This is a genomic window from Mesorhizobium sp. M0830 (assembly GCF_040319965.1).
In the GTDB taxonomy this organism is placed as follows: domain Bacteria; phylum Pseudomonadota; class Alphaproteobacteria; order Rhizobiales; family Rhizobiaceae; genus Mesorhizobium.
The window spans coordinates 21,770-35,620 of the sequence record NZ_JAMYOR010000065.1 but is presented as its reverse complement, the minus strand read 5'-3'; the positions used below and the strand labels follow the sequence as shown (position 1 = coordinate 35,620).

At 64.2% G+C, this 13,851-nt stretch carries 10 protein-coding genes; 2 read left to right on the top strand and 8 right to left on the bottom strand.

Annotation, left to right across the window (positions count from 1 at the left end; genetic code table 11):
• Positions 1-232 precede the first annotated feature (232 nt).
• The 3 genes from NKI20_RS28055 to NKI20_RS28045 are packed head-to-tail and all read right to left on the bottom strand — an operon-like array spanning position 233 to position 3,890.
• On the bottom strand, positions 233-1,639 hold the full coding sequence (locus NKI20_RS28055; RefSeq protein ID WP_352836549.1) for a dihydrolipoamide acetyltransferase family protein: 1,407 nt from the start codon (positions 1,637-1,639) through the stop codon (positions 233-235).
• A gap of 1 nt (position 1,640) precedes the next feature.
• Positions 1,641-2,654 carry an alpha-ketoacid dehydrogenase subunit beta gene (locus NKI20_RS28050; RefSeq protein WP_352608888.1) on the bottom strand — a complete coding sequence of 338 codons (1,014 nt, stop codon included), beginning with the start codon at positions 2,652-2,654 and terminating at the stop codon, positions 1,641-1,643.
• 3 nt (positions 2,655-2,657) lie between these two features.
• Positions 2,658-3,890, bottom strand: coding sequence for a 3-methyl-2-oxobutanoate dehydrogenase (2-methylpropanoyl-transferring) subunit alpha (locus NKI20_RS28045; RefSeq protein ID WP_352836555.1), 1,233 nt, complete (start codon positions 3,888-3,890; stop codon positions 2,658-2,660).
• Between the two features lie 497 nt (positions 3,891-4,387).
• Here NKI20_RS28045 and holA point away from each other — a divergent pair, with 497 nt between their 5' ends.
• Complete coding sequence (holA, locus tag NKI20_RS28040) at positions 4,388-5,434, top strand: DNA polymerase III subunit delta (RefSeq protein ID WP_352836546.1); 1,047 nt, start codon at positions 4,388-4,390, stop codon at positions 5,432-5,434.
• Between the two features lie 254 nt (positions 5,435-5,688).
• Here the strand turns inward: holA and NKI20_RS28035 are convergent, their stop codons facing one another.
• From NKI20_RS28035 to mnmE, 5 genes are all read right to left on the bottom strand, one after another.
• Complete coding sequence (locus NKI20_RS28035) at positions 5,689-6,576, bottom strand: ParB/RepB/Spo0J family partition protein (protein ID WP_352836543.1); 888 nt, start codon at positions 6,574-6,576, stop codon at positions 5,689-5,691.
• A gap of 71 nt (positions 6,577-6,647) precedes the next feature.
• Positions 6,648-7,448: a ParA family protein gene (locus NKI20_RS28030; RefSeq protein ID WP_292191431.1), complete on the bottom strand. Its 801-nt coding sequence runs from the start codon at positions 7,446-7,448 to the stop codon at positions 6,648-6,650.
• A gap of 52 nt (positions 7,449-7,500) precedes the next feature.
• Complete coding sequence (gene rsmG / locus NKI20_RS28025) at positions 7,501-8,133, bottom strand: 16S rRNA (guanine(527)-N(7))-methyltransferase RsmG (RefSeq protein WP_352836540.1); 633 nt, start codon at positions 8,131-8,133, stop codon at positions 7,501-7,503.
• Positions 8,130-10,010 carry a tRNA uridine-5-carboxymethylaminomethyl(34) synthesis enzyme MnmG gene (gene mnmG, locus NKI20_RS28020; RefSeq protein WP_352836537.1) on the bottom strand — a complete coding sequence of 627 codons (1,881 nt, stop codon included), beginning with the start codon at positions 10,008-10,010 and terminating at the stop codon, positions 8,130-8,132. Before mnmG ends, rsmG begins: the two co-directional genes overlap by 4 nt.
• 326 nt (positions 10,011-10,336) lie before the next feature.
• Complete coding sequence (mnmE, locus tag NKI20_RS28015; protein WP_352836534.1) at positions 10,337-11,668, bottom strand: tRNA uridine-5-carboxymethylaminomethyl(34) synthesis GTPase MnmE; 1,332 nt, start codon at positions 11,666-11,668, stop codon at positions 10,337-10,339.
• 61 nt (positions 11,669-11,729) lie between these two features.
• On the opposite strand from mnmE, the gene NKI20_RS28010 reads away from it, so the two are divergent.
• The gene (locus tag NKI20_RS28010; RefSeq protein WP_352836531.1) at positions 11,730-13,742 is read left to right on the top strand and encodes a thioredoxin domain-containing protein; all 2,013 of its coding nucleotides are present in this window, start codon (positions 11,730-11,732) and stop codon (positions 13,740-13,742) included.
• Positions 13,743-13,851: the final 109 nt, after the last annotated feature.

The following is a 13,851-nucleotide window of genomic DNA, read 5'->3' as shown; positions in this document are numbered from 1 at the left end:
CCCATCGCCAGCAAGATGCGAAGAGCCAGATGGAACAGAGACTTCCTCTTCCAGCTCTTTACTCATATGCGATAGCCCTGCCCTCGAGGGGGGAGATTGGATGTCACCTCGGCTTTCGCCAATCTCAAAAACTTAGAGAGAGGCGGGGATGGCGAAGCTGCCGATCTCCCCCCTTGAGGGGGAGATGCCTGGCAAGGCAGAGGGGGGCGCTGTCCCGCCGACATCACCGCCCTCAATCCACAAAAATCAGCGCCGGCGTTTCCAGCAGCGTCTTGATGCGCTGGATGAACACCGCCGCGTCCCAGCCGTCGATGACGCGATGGTCGAAGCTGGACGACAGGTTCATCATCTTGCGCGGGATGAACTGGGTGCCGTCCCACACCGGCCGCACCATCATCTTGTTGACGCCGATGATCGCCACTTCCGGATGATTGATGACCGGCGTCGTCGCCACGCCGCCCATGGCGCCAAGCGAGGTGATGGTGATGGTCGAGCCGGACAGCTCGTCGCGGGTTGCCGTGCCCGACTTGGCCGCCTCGGCCAGCCTGATGATCTCGGCGCCGCACTCCCAGATGTCGCGCGCCTCGGCATGCTTGACCACAGGCACCACCAGCCCCGACGGCGTCTGCGCGGCGATGCCGATATGAATGCCGCCATGCTGGTGGATAATGCCGGCCTCGTCGTCGAACAGCGAATTGAGATTGGGCTGGTCCGATATCGCCTTGACCATCGCCCGCATCAGGAACGGCAGCAGCGTCAGCTTCGGCCGCTCCACGCCCGGGCGCTTCTCCTTGTTGAGCGCGGCGCGCAGCTCCTCCAGCGCGGTGACGTCGATCTCCTCGACATAGGTGATGTGCGGGATGCGCGATTTCGACAGCATCATCTTCTCGGCGATCTTGCGCCGCAAGCCGACCACCTTGATGTCCTCGACCGCGTCGTTGCGGGCGAGGCCGGACATCCTGGCGACCTGCGGTCCGCGTGCCAGGAAAGCATCGATATCCTCATGGCCGATGCGGCCGGCCGGGCCGCTTCCCGCAACCTGCCGCAGATCGACGCCGGCCTCTTTCGCCCGCAGGCGAACAGCCGGCGAGGCCAGCGGTTTTTCGCCTTCGGGACGGGGAGCGGCGACGGGCCCGACAACTCTGGACGTCGGCGCAGTACCCCCACCCCTAGCCCCTCCCCACAAGGGGGAGGGGGACTCGGTCTCTGCCGCCCGTATACCGGTATCTGATTCCCTGGCGTCCGTGGTTCTTGGCGCATTCATAGATGCGGCTGACTTGGCGTCGGCCTTCGTGGTTGAAACGCGTCCCCCTCCCCCTTGTGGGGAGGGGCTAGGGGCGGGGGTACTCTCAGCCGTGACTTTTGCCGGCGTCGCACCACCCGCAACATTGCCCTCTCCCGCCACCTTCAGCCGCACGATAGGCGAGCCGATCGCCACCGTGTCGCCGATCTCGGCGCCCAGCCACAGGATTTCGCCATCGACCGGCGACGGAATTTCGACCGTCGCCTTGTCGGTCATGACGGCGGCGAGCACGCTGTCCTCGCGCACGATGTCGCCGACCTTGACGTGCCATTCGACCAGTTCGGCCTCGGCGACACCCTCGCCGACATCGGGCAGCTTGATGATGTGCTCGCCCATCTCAGGCCTCCATGGTTTCGATGAGAGCGCGGCCAACGCGGGCGGGGCCGGGGAAATAGTCCCACTCCTGCGCATGCGGATAGGGCGTATCCCAGCCGGCGACCCGTGCCACCGGCGCCTCCAGATGGTAGAAACAGTTTTCCTGCACCAGCGCCGACAGCTCGGCGCCGAAGCCCGAGGTCAGCGTCGCCTCGTGCACGATGACGCAGCGTCCCGTTTTTTTCACCGAAGCCACGATGCTGTCGAGGTCGAGCGGCAACAACGTCCTGAGATCGATGATCTCGGCATCGATTCCGGTTTCCTCGGCGGCGGCCTGCGCGACATAAACCATGGTGCCATAGGCGAGCACGGTGACGGCTGACCCTGGCCTGCGGATCGCCGCCTTGCCGAGCGGCACCGTGTAGTGGCCGTCGGCGACCTCGCCGAGCGCATGCTTCGACCATGGCGTCACCGGCCGGTCGTGATGGCCGTCGAAGGGGCCGTTGTAGAGTCGCTTGGGCTCCAGGAAGATCACCGGGTCCGGGTCCTCGATCGCCGCGATCAGCAGCCCCTTGGCGTCATGCGGGTTGGACGGCACCACGGTCTTCAGCCCCGACACATGGGTGAACAGCGCTTCCGGGCTCTGGCTGTGCGTCTGGCCGCCAAAAATGCCGCCGCCGGTCGGCATCCGCACCACGATCGGGCAGGTGAAATCGCCATTGGAGCGGTAGCGCAGCCGCGCCGCTTCCTGGGTCAGCTGGTCGTATGCCGGATACATGTAGTCGGCAAACTGAATCTCCACGCACGGTTTCAAGCCATAGGCGGCCATGCCGATGGCCGAGCCGACGATGCCGGATTCGCTGATCGGCGCATCGAAGCAGCGGCTCTTCCCGTATTTGGCCTGCAGGCCTTGCGTGCAGCGGAAGACGCCGCCGAAGAAGCCGACATCCTCGCCGTACACGACGACTTTGCTGTCGCGTGCCATCGACACGTCCATGGCGTCGCGGATCGCCTCGATCATGGTGCGTCTCGGCATGGCTCAGACTCCCGCCTGCTGGCGCTGGCGCCGCAGATGCGGCGGCATCTCGGCGTAGAGGCCCTCGAACATGTCGCGCGTCGACGGCTTGCCGCCGGCGTGCAGCGTGCCGTGGCTTTCCGCTTCTTTCTGCGCCGCGATCACTGTGTCGAGGATTTCCGCCTCGGCCTGGGTGTGCCGCTCCTCCGACCAGACACCGAACGCGATGAGGTGGTTCTTCAGCCGCACGATCGGGTCGCCGAGCGGCCAGGCGTCGGATTCGGTCTTCGGCCGGTAGGCGGAGGGGTCGTCCGAGCTCGAATGCGCGCCGGCGCGGTAGGTGACATATTCGACCAGCGTTGGCCCGAGATTGCTGCGCGCACGCTCCGCCGCCCATTTGGCGACCGCATGGACAGCGAGATAGTCGTTGCCGTCGACGCGCAGCGACGGGATGCCGAAGCCGAGGCCCCTCGCCGCGAACGTGCCCGAGCCACCGCGCGCGATGCCCTGGAAAGTCGAGATCGCCCACTGGTTGTTGACCACGTTGAGCACGACGGGTGCCTTGTAGGTGGAGGCGAATACCAGCGCCGAATGGAAGTCGGACTCCGCCGTCGAGCCGTCGCCGATCCAGGCCGCGGCGATCTTCGAATCATTGCTGATGGCCGAAGCCATCGCCCAGCCGACCGCCTGGATATACTGCGTCGCCAGATTGCCGGAGATCGAGAAGAAGCCGTGCTCTTTCGACGAATACATGATCGGCAATTGCCGGCCCTTCAGCGGATCCGCCTCGTTGGAATAGATCTGGTTCATCATCGTGACCATCGGATAGCCGTCGGCGATGAGCAGGCCGGCCTGGCGATAGGTCGGGAAATTCATGTCGCCCGGCGCCAGCGCCTTGCGGAAGGCGCAGGACACCGCCTCTTCGCCCAGATTCTGCATATAAAACGAGGTCTTGCCCTGGCGCTGCGCCATCTGCATGCGCGCGTCGAAGGTCCTGAGCGTCATCATGTGGCGCAGGCCGGCCAAAAGCTCGTCGCTGGAAAGCAGGCCGGCCCAGGGCCCAACGGCTTCGCCATTGCGGTTCAGCACGCGGATGATCGAGAAGGCATGATCGCGGATGGTGCGCGGATCGACAGAGATTTCGGGGCGCGACACCGAGCCGGCCTTCGGGATCGGCACATTGGAAAAGTCAGGCGTTCCGCCCGGTCGCACTTCCGGCTCCGGAACGTGAAACCGCAACATCCCAGCATCGGCCATGACCAAGTCCTCCAATGTTGCCTGGCGCCGATAGTTGCATATCTGCACGGCCAGTGCGAATTCGTCGGGCAAGCCTTCAGTCCCGGCCACGCCGGTCGATGCAGCCTCCCCAACACCAAGATGTAGATATGTCTGCGAAATTTCTTGTCGATGTTGGGGTGTGGCGCGCAATTAGGGGGAAGGTTGCGCTGGGTTTGCGGTCAGATAAGGCAAGTCGGTGGGTGGATACTCACCTTGCAGCGTTGATAGTAGGTGAAAGCGGCGAAGCGGCTAATCTCCCCCCTCGAGGGGAGATGTCGCCGAAGGCGACAGAGGGGGTCGCCCAATGTGAAGCGCCAACCTCCATCTGCCGCAAGGAGGTCGCATCCGGTCGAACCGAACCCCCTCTGGCCTGCCGGCCATCTCCCCCTCGAGGGGGGAGATTACGCGCACCATCCTTTGCCCCAGCCACCGCAGCCCCGTTCACGCCGACCCCGCCCTGTGCTAACCAACCCGCCATGGCACAGAAGAAAGCTTACGAGGTCGATGGGTGGCTGGCGCGGCCGGACCAGCGCATCTCCATTGTCCTGCTTTATGGCCCCGACCGCGGCCTCGTCTCCGAGCGGGCGAAGGCTTTTGCCGGCAAGACCGGCCTGCCGCTCGACGATCCCTTCTCGGTGGTCCGGCTTGAGGGCTCGGAGGTCGACCGTGACGCGGGTCGGCTGCTCGACGAAGCCCGCACCGTGCCGATGTTTTCCGACCGGCGCCTGCTCTGGGTGCGCAATGCCAGCGGCCAGAAGGCACTGGCCGACGACGTCAAGGCGCTGACGGCGGAACCGGCGCGCGATGCGATCATTCTCATCGAGGCCGGCGATCTGAAGAAGGGCGTCGGGCTGCGCGCTATCGTCGAGGCCGCCGACAATGCCATGGCTTTGCCTTGCTATGCCGATGAAGCCCGCGACATCGACGTCGTCATCGACGACGAGTTGCGCAAGGCCGGCATGTCGATGACCATGGAGGCGAGACAGGCGCTGCGCCGCAATCTCGGCGGCGACCGGCTGGCCTCGCGTGGCGAGATCGAGAAGCTCGTGCTCTACGCCCATGGCCAGCAGGAGATCGGGCTTGAAGAGGTCAAGGCGATGTCGGGTGACGTTTCCGGCGCCTCTTTCGATGACGCGGTCGACGCGCTGCTCGAAGGCAAGATCGGCGACTTCGACACCGCCTTCACGCGGCATTGCCAGTCCGGCGGACAGCCCTTCCTGGTGCTGTCCTCGGCGATGCGGCAGTTGCAGCAGATCCAGGCCATGCGGGGCCAGATGGATTCGGGCGGCCGCAATGCGGCTTCCGTCGTTGCCGCCGCCCGCCCGCCGGTCTTCTTCTCGCGCCGCAAGCTGGTGGAGAAGGCGCTGGAGCGCTGGAGCACCGACGCGCTCGGCCGCGCGCTAACCCGGCTGCAGACGGCGGTCCTGCAGACGCGGCGAAGGCCGGATCTATCGGTCGCGCTGGCGCGACAGGCGCTGCTTGGCATTGTGGTGGAAAGCAGCCGATTGGCACAGCGCGCCTGATCTCCCCCCTCGAGGGGGAGATGTCGCCGAAGGCGACAGAGGGGGTCGCCGGACGTGAGGCGCTGACCTCTTCTTTGCTTCCGCAAGGGCGTCGGCGCTTAATGTGAGGCGACCCCCTCTGGCCTACCGGCCATCTCCCCCTCAAGGAGGGAGATTCGCGGCTTCGCCGATTTCGCCAATCACCAACGCTGCAAAGAGAGAAGACCGGCAATCGCCAGTCATGCTCGTGCCGCTGACAATTCGTCGGCTAACTACTAATCCTGCTTCAGCCTGCGGCACAGCTCATCGAGCTGCTCCAGCGAGCGATATGCGATGCGCAGCACGCCACCCTTGCCCTTGTGTTCCACGGACACGATCATGCCGATCGTATCCGTCAACAGCTTTTCCAACGCCAGCGTGTCGGGGTCTTTCTGCTCCGGGCTCGGCGCCGGCCTGGCCTCCTTCGCGCTGCTGCTGGCGGCCGGCATCTGCGCCAGCGCTTCGGCCTGGCGCACCGAAAGGCCCTCTTCGACGATGCGCTTGGCAAGGCCAGCCGGATCTTCCGCCGTCACCAGCGTGCGGGCGTGCCCTGCCGACAGCTCGCCGTCGACCAGCATGTCGCGGATCACGTCCGGCAGCTTGAGCAGCCGCAGCGTGTTGGCGACATGGCTGCGGCTCTTGCCGATCACCTGGCCGAGATCGGCCTGGGTGTAGCCGTGCTCGTCGATCAGCTGCTGATAACCAAGCGCTTCCTCGACCGCATTGAGGTCGGTGCGCTGGACATTCTCGATGATTGCCAGTTCCAGCGCCGTGCGGTCGTTGACCTCGCGGATGATGACCGGGATCTCGGACAGGCCGGCGCGCTGTGCCGCACGCCAGCGCCGCTCGCCGGCGATGATCTCGTAGCGGCCGGCCTGTGTCGGCGAAGGCCGCGCCACCACCGGCTGGACGACACCATGCTCTCGGATCGACTGGGCAAGGTCCGTCAGTTCGGCGTCGCCGAAATGCCGGCGCGGATTTTTCGGGTTGGGGGTCAGGAACTCGATCGGCACCTTGCCGTCGGCGCTCATGCCGGGCTTTTCCGGCGCTGCCGGACGATCGATCTCGCCGATCAGCGCCGCCAGCCCACGGCCCAGTCTCTTTCTCGAAAGGTCGTCGCTCATCTTTGTTCCAAAGTCCCATATATTCCAAGAAGCGATCGTTTCGGCCTCGAACCGACTTGCATCCGATCTTATCAAGCGGCGCGCAATTTACGCTCGCGGCGGATCACTTCCGATGCCAATTGCAGATAGGCCTGGCTGCCCGAGCATTTGAGGTCGTAGAGGATGGCCGGCTTGCCGTAGGACGGCGCCTCGGACACCCGCACATTGCGCGGAATGATGGTCTCGTAGACCTTGTCGCCCATATGCGCGCGAACATCCTGTACCACCTGGTTGGCGAGATTGTTGCGGCCGTCATACATGGTCAGCACGATGCCTTGGATAATAAGGTCCGGATTGATCGAGCGGCGCACCTGCTCGACCGTCTCCAGCAATTGGCTGAGGCCTTCCAGCGCGAAGAACTCGCACTGCAGCGGCACAAGAACGGAATCGGCTGCCGCCATTGAATTCAACGTCAAAAGGTTGAGCGAAGGCGGGCAATCGATCAGCACATAACCGAAGGGTGCCCCGCGCTCGGTCGCGGCGCGCAACGCATTGCGCAGCTTGAGCACCCGGTCCGGCGCCGAGGCTATTTCCATTTCGATGCCAAGCAGGTCGAGCGTCGACGGCACGATCGACAGGCCGGGCACGGCTGTCGGGATGGCCGCGGCTTCCAGCTCCAGCTCGCCTGTCAGCACATCATAGGACGAGACCGTCCGATCCTTGCGGTCGATGCCGAGGCCGGTGCTGGCATTGCCTTGCGGATCGAGATCGACGATCAGGACCTTTTCGCCGATCGCGGCCAGCGCGGTCGCCAGGTTGATGGCGGTGGTGGTCTTGCCGACGCCGCCCTTCTGGTTGGCTACGGTGATGATTCGGGGGCCATTCTTCATCATGGGTCTATGCCAGAAATTCATTTTCGGGTCGCTTCGGGTCGCCTGGAGCAGATCAGACAGGTCGCAAGTTCGACAATTCGAGAATGACGCCGCTGGCGTCGGTCACACTTGGATGTTCTACCAGATCGAAGGACCATCGGTGAACGCTTTCTTCCACTTCGGCGCGGTAATCCCGGCCTTTGTGAAACAGGCCACGCGCACCTGAAATCAGCCATGGCGCCGACAGGTCCAGCAGGGTCGAAAGCGAGGCGAGTGCCCGTGCCGTGACGATTTGCGGTGCCGAAACAAGCGCATGGCTGTCATCGATGCGGCGCGCCACGACCCGCGCCGGCAGGCTGAACTGCCCGACGACGGCCTGCAGGAACGATGCCTTTTTGCGATTGCTTTCAACCAGATCGATGCTGGCGCCGTCACGCTCGGCAAGCAGGAAAGCCATGACAAGGCCGGGAAATCCGCCGCCAGACCCGAGATCGACCCAGCGCGTCGCATGGGGCTCGATTCGCGCCAACTGCGCGCTGTCCAGGATGTGACGCTGCCAGACATCGCCAGCCGTCGATTGTGCAACCAGATTGATGCTGCGGTTCCATTTCTGGAACATCTGCTCGAATGCCACCAGCCGATCGAATGTTTCACGTGAAACCGGGCCTGCCGCGTCCTGCAGGCTCTTCCATGAAGAAGAAGTCACGCAACATCCCTTTGTAGGCGCTGGGCGCTCTCCGCGTGGCGAACATGAGCGACAATGATCGCCAGCGCCGCTGGCGTCATACCTTCCATGCGCTGGGCGTCGGCGATGGAGCGCGGTCGCCGCGCCTGGATCTTCTGCTTCAACTCGTTGGACAGGCCCGGTACGCCGGCGAAATCGACCGTCTCCGGGATCAGGCGGCCCTCCTCATGCCTGATTTGCGCCACATCCGTCTTCTGGCGATCCAGGTAGACCGAATATTTGGCTTCCGTTTCGAGGCGTTCCGCCGTCTTGCCGTCGATTTCCGCAAACCGCGAATCGATACCGGCCAGCCAAGCCACATCGACATCGGGATAGGACAGCAATTCATAACCCGACCGGCGTACGCCGTCCCGATTGATCTCCAGCCCGTGCCGCGCCGCTTCATTGGGGGTCAGGGTGAGCGATTTCGCCAGCTCCCGCGCCTCATCAAGGCGCTGCATGACAGCCTCGTAGCGCTGCATCCGCTGCGTCGAGGCGATGCCCAGCTTCGCAGCCAGGGGTGTCAGCCGCTCATCGGCGTTGTCGGCGCGCAGCGACAGCCGGAACTCGGCCCGCGAGGTGAACATCCGGTAGGGTTCGCTGATGCCGCGGCTGGTAAGGTCGTCGACCATCACGCCGATATAGGCTTCGGTGCGGCTGAGCACGATCCGCTCGCTGCCTGACGCGCGCCGCGCCGCGTTGAGGCCGGCGAGCAAGCCTTGCCCGGCCGCCTCTTCATAGCCGGTCGTGCCGTTGATCTGGCCGGCGAGGTAGAGGCCACCGATGCGCTTCGTCTCCAGCGTCTGGTGCAGCTCGCGTGGATCGACATGATCATATTCGATGGCATAGCCGGGCTGCAGCATGGTGGCGCGCTCCAACCCCGGAATGGTTTTCAACATATCGAGCTGGACATCTTCAGGCAGCGAAGTCGAAATCCCATTGGGGTAGACGGTATCGTCGTCGAGCCCTTCCGGCTCGAGGAAGATCTGGTGCCCGTCCCTGTCGCCGAACTTGACGATCTTGTCCTCGATCGAAGGGCAATAGCGCGGCCCAACGCCTTCGATCGAACCGGAATACATGGCGGAGCGGCCGAGATTGAGGCGAATCAGCTCATGTGTGGCCGTCGTCGTGCGCGTGATGCCGCAGTCGATCTGCGGCGTCTCGATGCGGTCGGTCATCAGCGAGAACGGCACCGGATCCTCATCCGCGGCCTGGCTATCCAGCGACGCCCAATCGATCGTCCGGCCATCGAGCCGCGGCGGCGTACCGGTCTTGAGACGTCCGAGCTTGAAACCGGCACGGTTCATCGTCGCCGACAGGCCAAGACTCGCCTGCTCGTTCATCCGGCCGGCGACGATCTTCTTCTCGCCGATATGGATGAGCCCACGCAGGAAGGTACCAGTCGTCAGAACGACCGCGCCACAGGCAAGACGCCGGCCGTCGGCCAGGAGAACCGCCGCAATCTGCCCGCAGGCGATCTCGAAGTCCAAGACCTCGCCCTCGACCACGTCGAGATCGTTCTGCTGCCGAATCGCTTCCTGCATGGCAAGGCGATAGAGCTTTCTGTCGGCCTGCGTGCGGGGTCCGCGCACCGCAGGACCCTTGCGGCGATTGAGCAAGCGGAACTGGATCCCGGCAGCATCCGCCACCCGGCCCATCAGGCCGTCCAGGGCATCGATCTCGCGAACCAGGTGGCCCTTGCCGAGTCCGCCGATTGCCGGATTGCAGGACATGACACCGATCGTGTCGAACCGCAGCGTGACCAGCGCGGTCTTGGCCCCGGCGCGCGCAGCCGCGCCCGCCGCCTCGCACCCCGCGTGGCCGCCGCCCACCACAACCACATCATAGTGATTGGTCATAACAAACTTCCCAGACTCAATGATGAGGGACACATGTCCCCGTGGGGCGGTGCTGTCAAGAAAACTCCGCAGCGAGTTTCACGTGAAACAAGATGGCGGGGAGTTGCAGCGGTGTTTCACGTGAGTCATTTGCAGTGAGGCCGTTCGCTGGAGCCCTGCCAACTTTCGTCATCCACGGGCGGAGCGGGAGCGAAGCGGAAGCGCAGACCCGAGGATGACGAGACGTTAAGCGTTTCCGCCAATTGCCAACGCGTGCAGTCCGCAAGCGCCGTCAGGCCTCTGCGCCAGAAACCAACTCCTGTTCGAGGCCCACGGTTTCACGTGAGTCATTTCCCAATGCAGAACTGCGAGAAAATCACGTCCAGCATGTCCTCGACGTCGATGGCGCCGACGATTCGGCCGAGGCGATCGGCGGCGAGCCGCAGTTCCTCGGCGCGCAATTCCTGTCCGACAGCCAGGCTGTCGGTGGCGCGAAGCAGATGGCGGTTGGTCTCGCCAAGCAACTCGACATGGCGCAGACGCGATGGAAGGATATCGCCGGCGCTGCCGGTCGCCTCAGCGGCGCGACGGCCGATTTCCGCCAGCAATGCCTCCACGCCGGTCCCGGCCTTCACCGAGATGACAAGATCATAGTTCCCGGCCGCATCGCTTGCCGGGTGGCTGGCCAGCAAATCGAGCTTGGTGCCGACCCGCAAGCTCGCGCCGCCAGTCGGCAACGAACCGGTGGGCCTGGGGTCCGCGACGTCCTGCAGCAGCAGCAACAGGTCGGCGCCATGTGCCTTGGCCCTGGCCTTCTCGATGCCGATCGCCTCGACCTTGCCCGGCGCATCGCGCAAGCCCGCCGTGTCGACCAACCGGACGCGAACCCCCTGCAGGTCGAGCACCACCTCGAGCAGATCGCGCGTCGTGCCGGGTTCATCCGTTACTATAGCGGCATCCCGCCGCGCCAGGGCGTTGAACAGACTCGACTTACCGGCGTTGGGCGCACCAAGGATTACCACCTCGAAGCCGTCACGGATGATTTCGGCAGCGCGAAATCCGGCGATGTGGCGATCGATCTCACCGATCATCGTCCGGACATCGGACCAGACCGTATCCGAAACGGAACCGGGGACATCGTCCTCATCGGCAAAGTCGATCTCGGCCTCGATCATGGCGCGAGCCTGGATCAACCGACGCCTCCAGCCAAGATAGAGTTCACTCTGGGCGCCCAGGGCATTTTGCACCGCGAAGCGCCGCTGAGCCTCGGTTTCGGCGTTGATGAGATCGGCCAGCGCCTCGGTCTCGACCAGGTCGACCTTGCCGTTAAGAAAGGCGCGGCGCGTGAATTCGCCAGGCTCGGCATGCCTGACGCCGTCGAAACCGGTGATCACCTCCAGCATCCTGGCCACCACGGCGCGTCCGCCGTGAACGTGGAATTCGGCGACATCCTCGCCAGTAAAACTGGCCGGTCCGGGAAAGAAAACGACCAGGCCGTTGTCGAGCACGGTTCCATCGCGCGCCCGCAGCCTGCGCAAAACCGCCGAGCGGTCCTTAACCGCGGCGCCGGCAATCGTTTCGACCACGAATCGAGTCTGCGAGCCGGAAATGCGGATGACGGCGACGCCCGCCGGCAGTCGACCGCTTGATAACGCAACGATGGATTCGCCTGAAATCATTTGCCCGCTTTGCTGAACCGCCCTACGTCCATATGACTACTCCCAACCGAGTTTGCCCATCGTGACGCTACCCGCACAAAACCTGCTTGCCGAAGAAGCCAGCCCCTACCTGCAGCAGCACAGCGGCAATCCCGTGCACTGGCGCGCCTGGTCGCCGGCTTCGCTTGAAGAGGCAAAGGCTCTGGACAGGCCGATCCTGCTCTCGGTCGGCTATGCCGCCTGCCATTGGTGCCATGTCATGGCGCATGAAAGTTTCGAAAACGACGACGTCGCCGCCGTCATGAACCGTCTGTTCGTCAATATCAAGGTCGACCGCGAAGAGCGCCCGGACATCGACCAGATCTATATGGCCGCACTCTCCTCGATGGGCGAGCAAGGCGGCTGGCCGCTGACCATGTTCCTGACCCCGGACGGCAAGCCATTCTGGGGCGGCACCTATTTCCCGCGCGAGCCGCGCTATGGCCGCTCTGGTTTCATCCAGGTGATGGAGGCGGTGGACAAGGCGTGGCGCGAGAAGAGGGCAAGCCTTAACCAGAGCGCCGACGGCCTGACGGCCCATGTCGAAGCCCGGCTCGCCGGTTCGCATGCAAGGACGGCACTCGACCGCGATGCGCTGGCGGAGCTTGCCAAGGGCATCGACAGCATGGTCGACCGCGATCTCGGCGGCCTTCGCGGCGCGCCGAAATTCCCCAATGCCCCGTTCATGCTCACGCTCTGGCTGTCCTGGCTACGCGACGGCAACGCCAGCCATCGCGACGACGTCCTGCTCAGCCTCGAACAGATGCTAAGCGGCGGCATCTACGACCATATTGGCGGTGGGCTCAGCCGCTACTCGACCGATGCCGAATGGCTGGTGCCGCATTTTGAAAAAATGCTCTACGACAACGCCCAGTCCATCCGGTTCTGCAACTGGGCCTATGCGGCGAGCGGCAACGAACTGTTCCGGCTACGAATCGAAGAGACGGTCGACTGGCTGCTGCGCGAAATGCGCGTCGAAGGGGGCGACTTTGCCACCAGTCTCGACGCCGACAGCGACGGCGAGGAAGGATTGTTCTACACTTGGAGCAGGGACGAAATAAAAGCCGCCCTCGGCGACGATTCCGCCTTGTTTTTCAACCACTTCACCCTGTCCAGCCCGCATGGATGGGAAGGCAAGCCAATTGTCCACCAAACCCGCTCCCAACAGGCGCAAAGTGTGGTCGATCGGGAAGCCCTTAGGCCGCTCAAGACGAAACTTCTCACTGTGCGGGAAGAGCGTGTCAGGCCCGGCCTGGACGCAAAGACGCTGACCGACTGGAACGGCCTGATGATTGCAGCGCTTGCCGAGGCCGGTCGATCATTGGCCCGGCCTGACTGGATCGACGCGGCGGCAAAGGCCTTTGCCCATATCAGCGCCGCCAGCCGCGACGGCCGCTTGCCGCATTCGATGCTCGGCGCCAGGAAACTATTCCCTGCTCTGTCGAGCGACTACGCCGCCATGACCAATGCGGCGATCTCGCTGTTCGAAGCGTCAGGCGATTGGAGCTATATCGACCAGGCCCGCCAGTTCATCGGACAGCTCGATCGTTGGCACGCAGATGCCGAAGGAACAGGCTATTACCTGACCGCTTCGGATAGTGCCGACGTGCCGATCCGCATCCGGGGCGATGTCGACGAGGCCATTCCGTCAGCGACGGGCCAAATCATCGAGGCACTGGTCCGGCTGGCATCCGTCACCGGCGATCTCGACCTGCAGGAGAAAGCCTGGAAGGTCGCCGAACACGCTGCCGGCCGCGCAGCGCACCAAGCCTATGGCCAAGCCGGCATCGTCAACGCCTGCGCGCTGGCGATCGAGCCGCTCAAGCTGGTCATCGTCGATGCGCTGGACGACCCGAAGCTCGTTCCGGTTGCGAATCGAAACCCGGATCCACGCCGGGTGGATATTGTCGCGGCGATCGGTACGGCTGCGAATCGACCCATATTGCCCGGCGGAATCCTGCCGCCGACCGACAAGGCGGGTGCGTGGTTTTGTACGGGACAGGTTTGCCTGCCGGCGGTTACGGATGCTGGGGAGTTGGAGAAGCTGTTGAGGTGACACCCTCCCCCTTGTGGGGAGGGTCGGCTCGCGATCGTAGCGAAGCGTAGATCGTGAGACGGGGCGGGGGTGAATCGCCAACCTCGGTGCTGACCCCCACCCCGCTCCG

Bases quoted from the DNA above. Each gene is read 5' to 3' on its own strand.
- NKI20_RS28030 (WP_292191431.1), bottom strand. From the start codon at position 7,448: ATGATGAAGAATGGCCCCCGAATCATCACCGTAGCCAACCAGAAGGGC.
- NKI20_RS28035 (WP_352836543.1), bottom strand. From the start codon at position 6,576: ATGAGCGACGACCTTTCGAGAAAGAGACTGGGCCGTGGGCTGGCGGCG.
- NKI20_RS28045 (WP_352836555.1), bottom strand. From the start codon at position 3,890: ATGGCCGATGCTGGGATGTTGCGGTTTCACGTTCCGGAGCCGGAAGTG.
- mnmE (WP_352836534.1), bottom strand. From the start codon at position 11,668: ATGATTTCAGGCGAATCCATCGTTGCGTTATCAAGCGGTCGACTGCCG.
- NKI20_RS28050 (WP_352608888.1), bottom strand. From the start codon at position 2,654: ATGCCGAGACGCACCATGATCGAGGCGATCCGCGACGCCATGGACGTG.
- holA (WP_352836546.1), top strand. From the start codon at position 4,388: ATGGCACAGAAGAAAGCTTACGAGGTCGATGGGTGGCTGGCGCGGCCG.
- NKI20_RS28055 (WP_352836549.1), bottom strand. From the start codon at position 1,639: ATGGGCGAGCACATCATCAAGCTGCCCGATGTCGGCGAGGGTGTCGCC.
- mnmG (WP_352836537.1), bottom strand. From the start codon at position 10,010: ATGACCAATCACTATGATGTGGTTGTGGTGGGCGGCGGCCACGCGGGG.